Origin of the sequence: Asticcacaulis aquaticus (genome assembly GCF_028550415.1) — a bacterium.
Classification (GTDB): Bacteria; Pseudomonadota; Alphaproteobacteria; order Caulobacterales; family Caulobacteraceae; genus Asticcacaulis; species Asticcacaulis aquaticus.
In genome coordinates this window covers 114,691-131,034 of the sequence record NZ_JAQQKX010000010.1, presented here as the reverse complement: position 1 = coordinate 131,034, position 16,344 = coordinate 114,691, and the positions used below count along the sequence as shown (strand labels likewise).

The 16,344-nt window shown below is 61.2% G+C and carries 9 protein-coding genes; 3 read left to right on the top strand and 6 right to left on the bottom strand.

What is annotated here, in order from left to right; genetic code table 11:
• Nucleotides 1–48 precede the first annotated feature (48 nt).
• The gene (locus PQU92_RS12930; protein ID WP_272748642.1) at nt 49–1,707 is read right to left on the bottom strand and encodes a beta-helix domain-containing protein; all 1,659 of its coding nucleotides are present in this window, start codon (nt 1,705–1,707) and stop codon (nt 49–51) included.
• Between the two features lie 260 nt (nt 1,708–1,967).
• Between PQU92_RS12930 and PQU92_RS12925 the strand changes: the two genes are divergently transcribed.
• Entirely contained in the window at nt 1,968–2,648 is a 681-nt protein-coding gene (locus tag PQU92_RS12925; protein WP_272748641.1) for a DUF1345 domain-containing protein, read from the top strand.
• A 432-nt stretch (nt 2,649–3,080) separates the two neighbouring features.
• A complete protein-coding gene (locus PQU92_RS12920; protein ID WP_272748640.1) occupies nt 3,081–6,689 on the top strand; it encodes a TonB-dependent receptor in 3,609 nt (1,202 codons plus the stop codon).
• Between the two features lie 79 nt (nt 6,690–6,768).
• On the opposite strand, the gene pelA is transcribed toward PQU92_RS12920, so the two are convergent.
• The 5 genes from pelA to PQU92_RS18905 form a co-directional block, all read right to left on the bottom strand.
• Nucleotides 6,769–8,067, bottom strand: a complete 1,299-nt coding sequence (gene pelA, locus PQU92_RS12915) for a pectate lyase (protein WP_272748639.1) — start codon at nt 8,065–8,067, stop codon at nt 6,769–6,771.
• 64 nt (nt 8,068–8,131) lie between these two features.
• The gene (locus tag PQU92_RS12910; protein ID WP_272748638.1) at nt 8,132–9,466 is read right to left on the bottom strand and encodes an MGH1-like glycoside hydrolase domain-containing protein; all 1,335 of its coding nucleotides are present in this window, start codon (nt 9,464–9,466) and stop codon (nt 8,132–8,134) included.
• A gap of 8 nt (nt 9,467–9,474) precedes the next feature.
• A complete protein-coding gene (locus PQU92_RS12905) occupies nt 9,475–10,728 on the bottom strand; it encodes a family 43 glycosylhydrolase (RefSeq protein WP_272748683.1) in 1,254 nt (417 codons plus the stop codon).
• A gap of 36 nt (nt 10,729–10,764) precedes the next feature.
• Entirely contained in the window at nt 10,765–12,090 is a 1,326-nt protein-coding gene (locus PQU92_RS12900; RefSeq protein WP_272748637.1) for an apiosidase-like domain-containing protein, read from the bottom strand.
• Nucleotides 12,091–12,100: 10 nt separating this feature from the next.
• A complete protein-coding gene (locus tag PQU92_RS18905) occupies nt 12,101–12,241 on the bottom strand; it encodes a DUF5060 domain-containing protein (protein ID WP_368407111.1) in 141 nt (46 codons plus the stop codon).
• A 559-nt stretch (nt 12,242–12,800) separates the two neighbouring features.
• On the opposite strand from PQU92_RS18905, the gene PQU92_RS12895 reads away from it, so the two are divergent.
• Nucleotides 12,801–16,328 (top strand): TonB-dependent receptor domain-containing protein, encoded by a 3,528-nt coding sequence (locus PQU92_RS12895; RefSeq protein ID WP_272748636.1) that lies wholly within the window; start codon nt 12,801–12,803, stop codon nt 16,326–16,328.
• Nucleotides 16,329–16,344 lie beyond the last annotated feature (16 nt).

Here is a 16,344-nt window from a genome sequence, read left to right as displayed (position 1 = left end):
GAGAAGCTTGCGGCGGGGTTTCCCCCGCCGCTGGTCTTCAGCTTGCTGCTATTGGCAGGACTTCTCGCCGGTCGCCATGCCGCAGGTCCAGCCCTTGTACCAGGTCTCCGAGGCGCTGTTCACGGCACCGATATTGGTCGGCTTGGTGAAGAAGCCGACATTGTTGTTGACGCCGTCATTGAGGATCGTCGGGTCGGTCACGGCCACGGCGTTTTCGTTGGCGCCGTTGATGAAGTCGCCGGTCAGGGTCGTGGCGGTGCCCAGCGTGTTGTTCATGACGGTCGGCAGCAGAACCGAGGTCGAGGACGAGACGCGGGTGATGTTGCCCGAGGTCCACAGGGCGTCAGCGGCGGCCTGAGTCGGCAGAACCTGACCGGTGTTCGAGGTGCCCGTCTGGACGCTGATCGAGGCGATGCCGCCGCAGATGGCGTAAACCGAGCGGAAGGCGATCTGGGCGACGACGGTGTTGTCGTCCTGGATGCTGAAGCAGTTCGACGATGCGCTGGTGGTGCGGATGATCGAGTTGACCAGCAGCAGGCCGGTGCCGGTGTCGAGCTTCAGCGCCTGGGTGTTGGCGGTGTTCTTCATGATGATCGTCGCGTTCGACACCTTCGGGTAGGAGAACGGACGGATCGTGCCGGTGTTGACGGCCGAGGTGGTCGGGCACATCGAGCGGATGCCGCTGTTGCCACCCTTGTTACAGGACATTTCGAAGCCGAACGAGCCCGAGGTCGAGCGCGCGGCCTGAACCGCCAGCATCCACTGGACCGAACCCGACCAGGTGTTGTCGGTGTCGAACTGCTCGTCGTCGTTGCCGTAGAGCACGAGGTGCTTGGCGTTGACCGTGCCGCCGAAGAATTCGACGCCGTCGTCCGACGAGTTATAGACCTGCACGTAGTCGACCGTGGTGCCCGCACCGACGCCGGCGAAGGTGATGCCGTTCAGCTCCTTGCCGACATCGACCTGATAGCCGGTGTAGCGGACCTGCACGTACTTCAGGACGCCCGAGTTGTCAGCGAGGTTGTTACCACCGAAGTTCAGACCGGCAACGGCTTCGAAGTTCGTCGTACAATCTTTGAAGGCGTTGAGCGTGGCGGGAACCGCGTCGGTCGGGCAGGTGTTGGTCGGCGCGCGACCGAGGATCACCAGACCGCCCCATTCGCCGATCGAGTTGGCGGTCGAAGCGCCGGTGACGTTGTTGCGCGAGGTGAAGATGATCGGGTTGGCGGCGGTGCCTTCGGCGAAGATCTGCGAACCGCGCTGAACGGCGATGTAGTCGAGGCCGGCCGAACCGAAGACCGTGACGCCCGGCTCGATGGTCAGCACGCCCTTGGCGGCACCGGCGATGGGGGCATTGACGTCCGAACCCTGATCGACGCCGACGTTAACGCGGCCCGAGACCGAGTAGATGACGCCGTCGAGCTTGGCGAGCGTCAGGCTGCCCGAGATGGTGTTCGGCAGCTGGCAGTTACGCGCCTGAGCGCCACCGGCAAGCGTGATGACGCCGACATTGTCGGTGCCGGTCGGGCACGAAGCGGCGGCCACGCCCGAGGTCGAGGAGGACGACGAAGAGGACGACGAACCGCCGCCACCGATCAGGACGCCTTCGCCCGGCGAGGCGACGTTGTCGGCGCCGAAGCAGCCGGCCAGGGCGATCGCGGCGGTGAAGCCCATCAGGCCCAGACGGATTTTCGTGGATTTGTTCATTGTGCTCTCCAACGGTTGCGCAAGCGACGCGCCGGAGATTCTGTCCCCGCTCTGAACACGCCCATGCCATTGGAGGCGGCTTATAGGAGCGCTCTGTGACAGAACGCGAAAGCTTGCGTGACAGATTTGTGTAAGCCGCACGCGACAGGCGATTTACACGCATACGGAAGGCTTTTGCTGGCCGGACTGTGTCGGATTCGGCACAGATATTTTGACATTCGCGCCGATTACGGCTTCCCTTGGGCGCAAAGAGGCCCTCCATGTCACATCCGGCACCCCGCCCCCCCTTTCAGGCCGTCCGCAGCCGCCCCTGGCTTACCGCGGCTGCGGCTCTGGCCGCCGCGCTGCTGTGCGGACTGATCTGGCTGACGCCGTGGCGGTTGTCGCAAAACCTTCTTGTGGCCTGGAATATCGCCGCCAGCCTCTATCTGGCGATCGCCGCCTTTATCATGTGGCGCAGCGACGTCGAGGGCATTCAGCAGCGCGCCGAAGCGCAGGACGTCGGCAAATGGACCATACTGGGGCTGACCGGTCTCGCGGTGGCGGCCTGCGTCGTCGCCATCGCCACTGAGCTGATGGCCGCCCACGCTCTGCACGGACTGGACAAGGCGGTCAATCTGGGCCTCGGCGGGGCGACCCTCGTCACGACCTGGCTGTTCGTGCACACGACCTTTGCCCTGCACTATGCCCATGCCTATTACGTGGCGCTCAGGCGCGACCCGGAACCGGGACTGAGCTTTCCGGGCAAGGACGCCGCCCCCGACTATGTCGATTTTCTCTATTTCGCCTTCATCATGGGCACCGCCGCCCAGACGGCCGACGTCGCGATCATCTCGAAATCCATGCGCCGCCTGAATCTGGGCCACGTCGTTTTCGCCTTCTTCTTCAACACGACGATTCTGGCCATCGCCATCAACATAGCCGCCAGCCTGCTGGGGTGAATCATCCCGCAGGTTGATCTGAAAGGCTGCGCAATCCAGAATAAAGTGACAAGGTTCCGCTCCTTTGTTTCCACATATAAACGTGTCTTTTGCGTAACAAAGCGGCAAAAAAGAGAAGACGTAAGACCTAATACGAATTTTGCCTTGACTTGAATGTTAGCGCAAACAGATAGTCGGCCATACCCGTGGGCTGATAATTCGGAGGTTCGGCATAAGAACCCTAAAAGGGAGTCAGCCGCCCGGGGAAACTTCACAAGCGATACCTTTGCCCTGCCTGCGGTTCACCCGTGCGCAGGCCCTGACATCCATGCCTGATCACGCGTTCTGTCAGGCAGCGCCGGTCCAAGGGAGATCGGCGTAAGCAAATAAAAACACGTGCCGTTTCAACGGCATCGGGAGGAAAAAATGAATACACCCCAGTTTAAGAGGCTGATGGCCAGCACAGGCCTGGCCATGATAGCGGTAACAGCGGCATCTGTGGCTCAGGCGCAGCAGGCACCCGCGCCCAGCGGCGACACGAGCGTGACCGAAGTCATCGTCGTCGGCTCGCGCGCGTCGCAGCAATCGTCCATCAACCGCAAGAAAAAAGCCAAGACCGCGACGGACTCCATCGTGGCCGACGACGTCGGCTCGTTCCCCGACCGCAACCTGAACGAAGCCATTTCGCGCATCCCCGGCATGGCGCTGACGCGCGGTGAAACCGGCGAAGGCGAGACCATGGCCCTGCGCGGCAACGGTGCCGATCTGACCCGTGTCGAAATGGACGGCATGTCGGTGGCGTCTTCCGGCTTCGATCTGGCCATGAACCAGTCGGGTGGCCGGGCGTCGGATCTGCGCGAACTGCCCGCCGACCTGATCAAGAGCGTCGATGTGGTCAAGGGCCAGACCCCCGACATGACCCAGGGCGGCCTTGGCGGTACGGTTCAGGTCCAGACCCGTTCCGGCCTCGATTTCAAGAAGCCCTACCTTTCGCTACGCGTGGCGGGCGAGCGTAACTCGATCAGCCGGAAATGGTCGCCCGACATCAATATCGTGGCCTCGCGCAAGTTCTTCGACAATCGTCTGGGCGTCATCTTCAACCTGTCGTCACGTCGTTTTCTGGGCGACAGCCATCAGATGGCCAATGCCGGCGGCAACAACTGGGGCGGCTATCTGCGCGCCATCGACCTCGACAATTCGGCGGAAAAGACCTTCCAATACGATCCGTCGCTGGTCACCGGCGACGGCGCCAATACGCCAATCTCCACCTGGGATCTGGTGGCGGGCGGCAAGTTCTCGACCGACACGCCGATACAGGTCGTGACGAAGGCGGCGGCCGCCAAGAGCAAGGCGGATTGCGATGCCGCCTTCCCGCTCTACAGCGAAGCGACGCTCAACTCGATCGTCGCGGGCGGCAGCAACAACAATCGCCGCGACCTTCAGGCCCAGCGCATCCGCGAGCGGATAAGCTGCCTGAACCAGTGGAACGACTACACGCCGCAGATCGTGCGCGAAACCTGGCTCAACCAGTACGAAGACCGCCTGACCTGGGACCTGCGTTTCGACTACCGCGTCAACAGCAACCTGACGGTCTTCGCCAAGTATCAGGAAACGAGCCGTCACCAGCTCGATTCGCGTTCCAACCGCACCCAGGGCGGCATTACGCTCCTGACCGGCGCGACGACGGGCGTCAATACCCTGCCCCAGATCAGCAACCCGACGGTCAGCTATCCGGTCAATACGCCCATGGTGATGACCGTTCTGCCCAATACCGGCTACTATCTGTACAATCCCGGCTATACGACCGGCCTTGTTCAGTACGACAATACGGCGGGCTCGACCACGACCAACAACTCCTTCCCGGTCATCGGTCAGGCGGTCAATATCGTGCCCGGCTCGATCGTGATGGACGGTAACCACCACCTGCTGTCGGCGGAAATCACCAACTCGGTCTATAATGTCGATCACATCCGCAACGACCAGAACTGGGACACCAGCTATCTGCAGGTCGGGGCCGACTATAACAAGGGGCCGCTGAAGGTCGAATTCCGCGCCAACCGCTCGGAAACCAGCTATACGCGCTACGACAAGCGCGTGGCCTTCAACCTGCCCTACGGCTCGACCAAGATGTACGCGCAGTCGAACGGCACCTGGGCCTTCCAGTTCCCGGCTGGTGTCGATCTCAACAATCCGGCCAACTATGTCACGCTGAACCCGGCAGCGGCCACGGCGGCGCTCTATACCAGCAATATCCAGCTGGGCTACGGACCGCGTCTGGTGGAATCCACGCAGGACGAAGCCAAGCTCGACGCGACCTACCGTCTGCCCGAAGGCCTGCCCTTCTTCACCTCGTTCAAGACCGGCATACAGTATCGCAAGGCCGGTACCCAGGCGTGGAACGGCGACGGCTATATCCCGAAACCGGGCGTCTATGTGCCGACGCTCAACCTGCGCAGCCAGCTGCGCGCCTGTCAGAATCAGGCGACGACGACGGCGGCCAATGCCTGCGTTTACGGTTATGTGCCCAACGCCAGCACCACGGTCAATTTCAACCACGGCGTCCAGACCGTGACCGTGGCGCAGCTGACCGAAATCATCGGCTCAAGCGTCCTGCCGAACACGGGCCAGTTCCTGCCGGACATCGAGGGTGCCGAAAGCATGCGGCTGTGGAACTCGATCGATCTCGACAAGTTCTATGCTCAGGTCGAGGCGGCCAAGAACTACAACTTCAACTGCCTGAAGTCCTGTACGGCCAGCGACGGTAATGTCTATCCGATGATCTCGCGCCTTTCGGGCGAACAGTTCACCGCCGCCTACTACATGGTGGAATTCGAGCAGGAACTGCCGTTCGGCATGGAATTCGGCGGCAATTTCGGTGTCCGTGCGGTCGAATCCAAGGTCGCCGGGACGGGCTTCGTGTCGGTCAACTCGATCCGCAAGAACTTCACCGATGACGGTAATCCGAACAACGACTGGAATGCCAACGAAGGCAATACCCGCGTCACGACGACCACCATCGTCAAGCCGGTCGCCATCGAGCGCGAATACCGCTACTGGCTGCCGAGCTACAACGCCTATCTGTGGGCCGTGCCGGACAAGCTCGTCCTGCGCTATTCGTGGACCAAGGCCGTGGCCCCGCCGCCGCTGAGCGCCATCTTCCCCGCCGGTTCCTGTACGGTCGATGAACGGATCGAAGACCGGTTCGACGACGGTGAAACCGACCTGATGCAGGGCTGCTCGGGCTTCGGCAATCCGGACCTCAAACCCTATGCGGCCAACCGCAACAACACCTCGGTCGAATGGTACGTCAACAAGGACACCATGATCTCGCTGGCCTATTACCGTCAGAAGGTCAAGGTCGGCGCACCGGTCAGCCAGACCCTGCTCAACTACCCGCTGTTCGAGGGCAGCGAGGAAATCGACCCGGCCACCGGTCGCAAGCTGTCGGACTTCAAGTTCAGCTACGGCACCACGATCAATGGCCCCGGCTACGTTCAGGCCGGCTGGGAATTCGCCACCAAGACGGCCCTGAGCTTCCTGCCGTGGAGATTCCGCTACACCGGCTTCGACTTCAACTACTCGACCAACAAGTCGGTCGGCGGTCAGGGCGGCTTTATCGATCCGCTGACCGGCATGAACCTCGGCACGGCCAACCGGCCCGACTACACCGCCAACCTGTCGCTGTGGTACGATGACGGCAAGACCAATGCCCGCATCAGCTATCAGAAGAAAGCGGAGGTGCTGGAATGCGTATCGTCGTGCACCCGCAACGACAATACGGTCTATTCCTTCCCGAACGCCAACCCGCTGAAGGTGGTGGGCCTGCCCTACAATCCCGGCGAAGGCTTCTATCAGGCCGAAAACGCCTATCTGGACGCCAAGATCACGCACAAGCTGACGCCCAATATCGAACTCTATTGGGAAGGCCGCAACCTGATGCGTGAAACCGCCCGCCGGATCGGCACCAAGGACCGCGGTTTCTCGGACCTGCCGGAAACGCCGTGGACCTTCCAGTACGGCGGCCGCCGCTTCACGGTCGGCATGATCTACAAGATGCAGTAAACCCGCGGCTTCGCACAAAAAGGCCGCCGTCCGGACACTCCGGGCGGCGGCTTTTTTCATATTGCCTGCTTTTCAACGATCAGCGCTTGAACGCCCATTTATCATAGGCATCGATGGCCTTTTGCGGTCCGTTGCCGAACCAGGCATAGCCGTTGCGGCGCTCCTTCTCGACATCGTCGATCGAGTCGTAAAGCTTGCGGTCGCGATTGCCGAAGATCGGTTTCAGGGTCTTCGCGTCGTAGTAGCGCGCCCACAGAGGCCCGGCCCCCGCCTGCGGCACCAGACGCTTGCCCTCATCTTCGCTCACCTTGACGAAGGCCACGCCTTCGAGTTTCGTTTCGCGCAGCACAGCGACGCCCGCCGCGACGCTGGCGATAATCTGAGGCGACGGGTTTTTCAGTGACATCAGATAGATCAGCACGCCCGCGCTTTCCGATCCCGACAGCGACGACGGCTCATAGGCCCGCGCCGTGGCGGGCGCCAGCGTCAGGACGTCGTGCTGCTGCGCCCACAGGGTCTTGCGGCCATTGACGGTCACCTGCGCCGCCAGCAGCCACGCAATGCCCTTCTGCTCCGCTGCCGCGGCACGGGCACGGTCGGCGGGAGACACGAAGGCGAAGGCCTCTTCGCCGCGTCCGATCGCCGCCAACACCTTGAGCACATGCACCATGGCGTCGTCATTGAGCGTGATCGCGTCGTGATATTCACCCTGCAACGGCCAGATCTGCGGCCAGCCACCGTTCGGATACTGCGCGTTAAGCAGCCAGCCCAGCCCCTTGCCGAAGCTGGTGCGATAAATATCGCCATCCTTGCCCGGAAGGGCCGTGGCGACGCGCGCCAGAAAGCTCAGTTCGGTCGTCGCCGCGCCATTGTCGATGGTCCCGACATAGGACCAGCGGATCTCTTTCGGAGGCACCGCCGGATCGACCTTGAACGCCGCCACGTCGCCGGGGACGTAGGTCTGGCCTTTCAGACGCGGCGGCGTATTGCGCAACTGGTTCTTGCCCCAGCCGCCCGCAGGCGTCTGAAAGCTGACGATATTGTCGGCGATGGCGCGCGCCTCAGGACCGGCATACCAGTCGGCGGGCTTATTGAGCGGCATGGTCGGGGCCGTGCCGCCCTTCGGGTCCGCCGGAATATCCAGCAGGCCCTTGCGCTCGGCGACCAGCGCCGCCTTGTCCGCCGCCAGTTGCGCGTCGGATTTGGCGAGGTAATCGAGCCAAGGCTTCTGTTCGCCTCCGGGCAGGGCGGCGATGCGCTCGCGCGTCAGCGGGTGAGCGGGCTCATTGACCCCGACCTGCGCCGCAAACAGCGACGACGGCAAGGCGGCCGACCCAGCGAGAAGCGTCATCGACGCAAGAAAATGGCGGCGTAACATGTTGGTCTCCCCATAGTTATTTGTTGTTATACGGGCCGCTGAGACACTTCCCGTTGTTCCGTGTTTACAGCTCAATCATTTCCAGCACCAGCAGGTTCCAGTTCATGAACCCCTTATGGCTGAGGGCCTTGGCGGTATCCGGGTGATAATATTCGTTGAGCGAGCCCGAGGCCGTCAGGTCGTCGGCAAGCAGCTTCACCGTCTTTGCCGACAAATCCGCCGCCTCGGTGGTAAAACCGTAGTTTTTCAGGCCGCGCCAGACGAAGTAATTGACCACGATCCACACCGGTCCCAGCCAGTTCGACGGGTTGGTGCTGGCGCGCAGATCGTACATCGACTCCGCCGCCGACAGTGAGCGCACGCCCGCTTTCGAATGGAAGGTGCGCGGGTCGAGAGAATGCTGACGCAAGGCCTCGGCCTGATCTTTCGTCGCCAGACCGCACCACAGCGGCAGGAAGCCCGTAAAGGTCTGGATACGCAGCGGAATCGTCTGCCAGTCCATGTCCATGCCGCGCGGAATATTGGGGATCAGCTCGGCCCGGCGGTCCCTGCATTGCACGTCTGCCGTATAGAAGAACCGGTCGCGGGCGTCCCAGTTATGCTTATGGATCGCCCTGGCCAGTGGCTCCAGCCGATCGGTGAAGGTCTTTTGCCAGTCGGCCTTGCCCAGCCGTTTGGCGATCTCGGCGGCGGCCTTCAGATCGTTGTAATAGAGGCAGTTGAGCAGCAGATTGGCCGAAGAAAACTCCGGCCGCCCGAAGGTCGTCGGGTCGTTGTCGTTACCGATGGCGACGTCATTGCCCCAGACGAGCAGGCCCGAAGCCTTAAGATTGTCCTGCGTCCACGACTCGTAAAAGCGCAGCAGATGGTTGAACCACGGCTCGAACCAACTGATGTCGCCCGTTTCGTCCGCCGCCATCAGGGCCAGTTGCGCCAGAACCGGCTTGGCCTGATTGCGCGGATTGGGCCGCTCGCCCTCAAGACAATGCAGCGGATCGGGGTTCTTGACCGTAATGAGCATCGGGATGCGCCCCTCTTTCGACTGATGGTCGAAGAAGTTGGCCAGGGCCCCGCGCGCGTGTTCGGCGATCCCCTTGCGCAACGCGGCGTCGTTCGTCAGGCGCGCGACGTGGAACAGGCCGCGCACCGTCCACATGGTGTCCCAGTCCCACTGTTCGGTCGAATACTGGCTTTTCGGCAGGCTGGGCGAAATGCTGGGATATTTGAGATAGCCGCCCGGCTGACGCAGCAGCAGTTTGGCGTTACCGGCGAAATAGTCGATCAGCTTGCGCGCATCGGCAGGCGAGGCCGTCACCTTTGGGGTCGCCGCCGACGCGGCACCCGCTGCGAGCGTACCCCCGGCCATACCGGTCAGAAAATCACGTTTGGAAACCGTCATGAGGCACCTCAGACAAAAGGCTTAAAGGGTTGATCGGCGGAGGCGACCACGCGCCCGCTGGCATCGAATTCGATAGCGATCAGGCCGGGCTTTTCGCGGAACGGCATCTGATCGTCATTGCCGAAAAAGGTCTGCCACCACTTGCCGGATTTGTCGCGGAAGACATTGCCGCCACCGCCGCCCGCCGGGCCCTCGTGGCGGTTGCCATAGGGACCGGTCAACTTGTCCGAAGTAACGAACATGAAGGAATAGCGGCCTTCGTGGTGGTTGCAGGCCCCCAGATAATAGGTCTTGCCGCGCTTGAAGATCGTTACGCCTTCGAAGCCCGCCCGACGTACGGGTTTGCCGTCCTTTTGCGCCGCCGGATCGACACCTGTGTCATCATAGACGATGTCCTGCCACTCGCCCGCGAAGTCGCTGAAGTCCGGTTTGATCTCGCGGATACGCTGACCCGAGCCCCACGACAGATAGACCTTGCCGTCGTCGTCGCGGAACAGGGTCGAGTCGATCCCCCCCTTGATGGGTTCTTGCGAAATCACATGGACATAGGGGCCTTCCGGCTTGCCGGTCGTGCTTTTCAGCACCCCCATGCCGACGCCGCTGATGCAGTGACAGAGATAGTAATTGCCATCGATATAGTGGAATTCCGGCGCCCAGATCGAACGGAAAGGCACCCCCGCCCGCGCCGTCCAGTTCTTTTCCCACGTCCCGTCGCGCTCGATGCTCCAGATCAGGCTGCGATATTCCCACGTCTTCAGGTCGCGTGACCGATAAAGCTCGATCCCGTCGGTAACGGCCCAGCAGTTGTCGCCGGTCGAGCCTGACATATAGTACCAGCCGTCGCCGCCTAACTGCACGATGGTGTCGCGGATATGGACATCCCAGATCGGGCGGATAGCGGGCAAAAGTCCCTTGGTGACCGCCGAGGCGCTGTCGGCGGTGCCCCAGTCGGCGATCGGATATGTCCGCGCCACGGGCCCCTTATACCTCACATCGATCAGGCCGGAGACCCAGCCACCGGTCTGAGTAGCCTTGGTCACCGGCTGGCCCGCGCCGCTGATGCCGGAATAGGGCCAGTAATCCTTCGCCGGGGCCGGGATGATGCGGCGGCTGTTGTCGGCATTGTCCAGCTTCGGCGTCCCCGGCTTGGGATAGGTCGGGTACAGAATGCCGGGGGCCAACTGCGCAAAGGCCGCGCTACTGGTGGTCCAGAAGGCCGCCGCAGCACCGCCACTCAAGATGGTACGGCGGTTGATATTCATATGTGACACGGTTTTCCTCTTATCATTATAGGGGTGTCAGTGACGCAGGAAGCGCACGGCCTGAAACGGTTTGCCGGGCAGGATCAGCTTGGCCTTGGTCGTAAATTCGCCGGCAACCGGTGCAATCGTCATCTCCCACGGATCGATTAGTTCGGCGCGGAACCGCCCTTCGGGCAACGGGAATTCGTACCAGACCGGGCGGTGAAAATCGAGGAAGTACAGAAGCCCGTCGACCGTCTTGCCATCGATCTTCATCGTCGAGGCATAGCGGTAATAAACCTTCTCAGGCGGCACCAGACCCGGCGTCACGCCCGGCCGCGCATTCATTTCTTCGACCAGCTTGCGCAGGAAACCGATGCGCGCCGGACTGGTCCCTTTCAGCTTGCCGCCGTGCGACCACCACAGGGTCGGCGTCGACTCCTCGCTATAGTCTGCGGCCGCATCGAGCAGGGTTTCACCGTGCGAGACATAGCCCCCCGCCAGCACGCCCCGCCAGAAGCGCCAGGTCAGTTCTTCACCGGTGATATTGCCCCAGCGACGGTTCAGATTACCTTCATACGACACCTCGTCATTGAGGACGGGCTTTTTCCAGAGTTTCAACTGCTCCGGCGTCGTTTCGAAATGCTGCGGCTTGAACGGCAGGGTCTGCATGCTGGCGTGGGTGACGATCGGCTGGCTGTAGTCCCACGGCGTCACCGAATAGTGAACCGAGCGCAGATGTTCATAGGGATCGTGTTTGGCGACCAACCCCAGCAGGCGCTCGAAATCCGCCGTCGTCTTGCCCTTCATCAGGTCGTATTCGTTGGCCAGCGACCACCAGATATTGGAAAAACTCGACAGGCGCGCCGTGAGGTAGCGCACATAGGCGTCGTCCTGCGCCGGGGTCATCGAGGCATAGCCCCAACGGTCGTAGGGATGGAACAGGATCAGGTCGGCCTCGATGCCCATGGCCCGCAAATCAGCCAGTCGCGTTTCCAGATGCCGGTAAAAGGCCGGGTTGGGCCGGTCGTAATCGCTCTTTCCCTCCGCATTACGCGCGAACGGATAAAGCCCCGGCTCGTTGTGGTTATATTCGTAGTGCTTCGGGAACACCGCCATACGAATCTTGTTGAAGCTTGAGGCTTTCAACGTGGCCAGGGTTTCCTGCTGCAAGGTCTCGGACTGATGTATCCAGGCATAGCTGGTCGTACCGAACGGCAGATAAGGCGTCCCGTCCCTATATGTGAAATGCGTACCGCGAACCTGTACCGGTCCATGCGATCCATTTGTTGCAGGCGCGCAATCAAATCCTCCGGTCTTGCCGTCGAGGCGCTTCACCGAGCTTACCGTCCGGTAAGTCCAGTGCCCCACTGCATCGGGCATGCAGCGCACCTTAGTATATCCCGTCACCGTCATAGAATCCGTCGACCGTGACCGCGCGATTGCCCTGGGTGAACACAGCCTTTATTGTATGATTTATAAAAGAATTATCTGTTTTCGGCCCCGTCAGGCTTAGCTCAAATCTATCCCACATCGCCACGCGAGGGGGAGCGCTTTTAGCCATAGCGGGAAGCGCCGACACCACGCCCAGACTAACCGGCAGGGTCAGGATCATACGGCGGCTGAAGGGCCTGGGGTCCTTTGTCACGGATTGCGTCCTCATTTTCCTGTGCAGTGCGGTATCGAATTTTATGCTTTTTGAGTGATCGCCGCAGGACTGATCTTTTCCTCCCGTCGCCCGGCTTTGTCCAGAGCCTAATTCGATCGAAGACAGGAAAAAAATGCCATATGAATAAGGGTTTTTGTATGAAAAATTCGTTGAACGGAAAGGCAGTGATACAGGCCGCCCCGGGTTAAAAGCTTGAAAGCAAACTACAAATTTACCCCGTCTCTTTCTCCTGAAAGCAAGACATCGCCTGTTGAAATATTGACACATGAATTTCGATTTTTTTTGATTTTATGAAATGCGAAAATTTTCGATTTTCAATGAGGCCAAATTGCGTCTATTATGAAACGACGTTTCAACAAACGCGCAATGCCGCCTGACATCCCCGAGATGCAAAAAAACAAAGGGCGGCCAAAGGAGAGGAAAAATGCTTACACAGAACCCGCCGCACCGGCGCCGTTCCGCCCTGACGGGCGCATCCATCGTCGCCATCTGTCTGGCTATCGGCGCCCCGGCCCTTGCGCAGGAAACGACAGCCGCCAATGACGACACCACGACCGTCGTCGTCACCGGCTATCGTCAGTCGCTGCAACAGTCGCTGACGCAGAAAAAGAATTCCGACGCCCTGATCGACGTCATTACCGCCGAAGATGTCGGCAAGTTCCCCGAATCGAACCTTGCCGAAGCGCTGCAACGCCTGCCCGGCATTTCGATCGAGCGCGAAAACGGCGAAGGTCGCACCATCACGGTGCGCGGTCTGGGCGGCGATTTCGTGCGCACGCGCCTCAACGGGCTGGAAACGGTGGCGGCCTCGGGCGTCAACGAAGGCCAGACCGCGGTCAACCGGACGCGCGGTTTCGACTATAACGTCTTCGCCTCGGAGCTGTTCAGCTCGCTGTCGGTGCGCAAATCCGCCGAAGCCAACGAGGACGAAGGCTCGCTCGGCGCCACGGTCGATATCGACACCGGTCGCCCGCTCGACATGCGCTACGACAAGGGCAAGACCCACAAGGTCCTGTTCTCGGCGCAGGACACCTATTACGACAATGGCGGCGAGCACAATCCGCGCTACGCCGTCCTGTTCGCCAAGAAGCTCATGGGTGGCAAGCTGGGCTTCCTGTTCTCCGGCGCCTATTCCAAGCGCGACACCGGTTTGAGCTTCTACGACCGTAACCCCGGTCAGTTCGAGTTCTATTATCGCGGTTCGAACCACGGCACCGCCAAGGTTCAGAACGGCACCGGCTCCCCGGTCGCGCCGGTCTGCTCGACCACGGTCAATACGGTCAATGCGACGACCAATACCTCGCCGCTGAACTGCTTCTACGGCTTCGCCTCGCCGACGCCCACCAGCGTGTCGCCCGCCCCGTCCGGCATCGGTACGGTGGCCAATGGCATTTCCTCGGCGTCGTACATGTATGGCTCCGACCCGGTCGCCTGGGCCAAGCTGAACCAGAACCTCATCACGACCATGCCGTCCCTGGCCAGCCTGCAGCAGCAGGACATCAAGCAGGAGCGCCTCGGCCTGACCTTTACGACGCAGTGGAAACCGACGGACCGCACCAAGATCACCTTCGATGCGCTCTATTCGGAATTCATCGCCGACAACCAGTCGCACATTCTGGGCTCGTTCGGCCTGAACCGCCACTTCTTCAACGACCGCGCCGAAATCGGTCTGACCAACACAACGACGGGCCTGCGTCCCTATTCGACGGCGAACAATAACTACTTCGCCGACCGTCGCGGGGTCTATGGCAACCGCTGCGATTACAACGCGGTCACCAACCTGTGTCAGGGCAGCCTCGGCGACGCTAACAAGGCGGTCTTCTCCACGACGCAATACTGGAACGGCACGGCCTATGTCCCGGTCGCGGCCGTCCTGAACACGGCGACCGTCGCGGGCAACACCTGGTCGACCAACCCGTACAACCTCGACACCTACGACTACTACAACAACCCCGGTTCGGTCGGCTACAGCGCCGCCGGTGCCGCCGCCGACCGTCGCGGCATCCTGATGTACGATCAGATCATCGGCAAGGAAGCCGTCCTTCTGCGCGACGTCTCGATCAACAGCGCCAATCAGGTCGAATATATGAAACTCGACCGCGTCGACTGGCAGACCAACGACGCCTACGCGAAAAACGAGACCTATTTCAGCCAGTTCGGCCTGACGCTCGACCACCGCTTCAGCGACAAGTTCGTGATGCAGGCCGTCTATGGGGCCTCCTATTCGCAACTGAAGATTGATGGCGGCCGGACCGACATCTTCGCCCTCGACAAGAACGGCTTCGTCTATGATCAGCGCAGCACGGGCGATGGCATGCCGGTCTATAACCCGGGCTTCAACGTCGCCGACCCCAACGAATACGGCGATATCGTCAAGGGCTACGCCAGCATCAGCCGCTATGTGCGCTCCTCGATCAACCGTTACGAAACCCTGCGCGCCGATTTCAAATACGACTTCAACGACCGTTATCGCCTCGACTTCGGCTATTCGAAGCGTATCTATCAGTTCTCGACGCGCGCCGCCACGGTAGGCCGCAGCGTGCTACCGACCATCGCCGAACTCAACAAGTACGGTCGTGAGCAGAACAAGCCGGAATACGCGAACCTGAAGCTGGGCGATCTCGGCTCGGTGGTTCAGTTCGGCGCCGGTCTCGATCTGCCGGCCGGTGTGCCGACCAAATGGTGGTCGCCGGATCGCGACACCATGTCCCGAATCCTCGGCTACGAGTGTAACTGCGTCAATGCGTTTGCCGACTGGCGTCTGCAAACCTCGCTCGGCGACGCGCTGACAGTCAAGGAAACCGATACCAGCCACTATATTCAGGGGACATTCAATATCGACCTGTTTGGTCGCCCGCTGCGCGGCAATACCGGTGTGCGGGTCGCCAATACCAAGGTCGAAAGTGCCTCCAACGGCACGTCGGGTGTGTTCAGCGGCACGGGCTTCACCGGCAGCAACCAGTATACCGATGTCCTGCCGTCGCTGAACCTGACCTATGAAGTCGTCCCGGATGTCTTTGTCCGCTTCGCCGCAGCCAAGACCATGGCGCGTCCGTCGCTGGGCAACCTGACCCCGGGTGTCACCGGCATTACACTCAACGCCGCTCCGGATTCCGGTGCCAACGCTCCGCGGCTGACCATCGGCAACCCGAAACTGTCGCCGTTCCGCTCGACCAATTTCGACCTGAACGTCGAATGGTATCCGACCCGCGACATGTTGCTGTCGGTCGCCTTCTTCCACAAAGATATGGGCTCCTACCCGCGCCAGCAATCCTACTACGCCAAGCTGAACGAGTTCCTGCCGACGGAAACCTACAGCGCCGTCCGGGCCGGTTTGACCACCCTGACGCCGGTGCAGGCCGCCTATATGGATACGGGCGAAAACGTGTGGAACATCAACACCTATGTCGACAGCCCCGGCGGCATCATCAACGGGATCGAACTGCAATACCAGCAGACCTTCACCTTCCTGCCCGCACCGTTCAACGGTCTGGGCATACAGGCGAACGCCACCAAGCTGGAGTCGGAACTGAACTACCTGACGCAGTCGGGCCGCTGGGCCGCCGCACCGTGGCCCTTCGCCTCGCCGCAAGCGGTCAACCTCACCGTCTTCTATGAAAAGGGCCGCTTCGAAGGCCGCGTCGCCTATTCGTGGCGCGACCGCTTCGCCAGCCGCTTCCCGCAGGCCGAAGGCACCTGCTCGCCGGGTATCACGACCAATGCCGGTGGCGTCTGCGGCGCACCCTATAACGACTTCCTGGGCACCGAAGCGCAGCAATATGTCGACCTGAAACTGTCCTACAAGTTCAGCGACAAGCTGCGCGGCGACTTCTCGATCCAGAACATCATGAACGAACCGGAAGTGCAGTGGCTCTATGAGCCCAGCGTCGTGCGGAAATACTCCGCCGGGGCCGGGGTCATCATGACCACGGGTCTGCGGTATACCTTCTAACGCCCCCTCTACATCC